Raw genomic sequence first — 826 nt, 5'->3', positions numbered from 1 at the left:
ATGCCATCTCGCCCTCTCTGGCCTTTAAATACACGCAAAGTGGCTGGTTAAAAAAACGAGGCAACGGCGTATACGCGCGTGCGGGACGTGAGCCGGAGTGGAACGATGCATTAGCATGTTTGCAAAACCAGCTAGCCGCTCCGGTGTATGTCGCGGGGCTCAGTAGCTTAGTCTGGCAGGGTCGTTCACACTATCTACAGCTCAAACAAAACCAGTGCTGGCTGAGTATGGAAAATAAAGCGCTGCTGCCAAAATGGTTCAGGGAATTCCCGGGTGTGGAGTGGATAGTCATATCGGGGCAAAAACTGCCGGTGCTGGATGATAAATACCGCGTAATGCTTGATGTAAAAGGGAAAAGACTCACCGGCAGTGCGCCGGAACTGGCTGCTTACGAGTTGTTGAGTGCGGTACCGGGGACCCTCTCATTTAACCACGCGGCAGAGCTTTTCCAGGGACTGGTTAATCTTAATCCTCGTAAAGTAGAGTATCTGCTTTCTGTCAGCCAGTCCGTGCAGACCAAGCGTTTGTATCTCTTTTTCGCCAGTTTTTACGAGCATGGTTGGCTCAGACGAATCGATAGCCAAAAAATCGATCTGGGAGCGGGTAAGCGGCAAATCGTGGTAAATGGCAAGTTCAATGCTCAATACCAAATCACTGTGCCTGAACGCTTTCAAAAGGAATAAAAAATATGGATATACAGGCGCCCTATTATCGGCAGGTTGCTCTGTTAATGCGGGTTTTACCCTATGTTGCCGTCGAACGGGAATTTGCTCTGAAAGGTGGCACGGCAATCAATCTCTTTATCCGTGATTTCCCACGATTATCG

The 826-nt window shown here is 49.4% G+C and carries 2 protein-coding genes; both read left to right on the top strand.

Annotation, left to right across the window (positions count from 1 at the left end; genetic code table 11):
- Positions 1-683: type IV toxin-antitoxin system AbiEi family antitoxin (locus tag CWM53_RS20280; RefSeq protein WP_100750846.1), on the top strand; the 683-nt coding region annotated here is incomplete at its 5' end.
- Positions 684-688: 5 nt separating this feature from the next.
- On the top strand, positions 689-826 hold a 138-nt coding region (locus tag CWM53_RS30575; protein WP_165785107.1), incomplete at its 3' end, for a nucleotidyl transferase AbiEii/AbiGii toxin family protein.

It is taken from the genome of Klebsiella sp. A-Nf5 (assembly GCF_002810545.1).
Taxonomy (GTDB): Bacteria; Pseudomonadota; Gammaproteobacteria; order Enterobacterales; family Enterobacteriaceae; genus Klebsiella; species Klebsiella variicola.
Note: the sequence above shows the minus strand (reverse complement) of the source record. Positions and strands in the feature narration are given on the sequence as shown.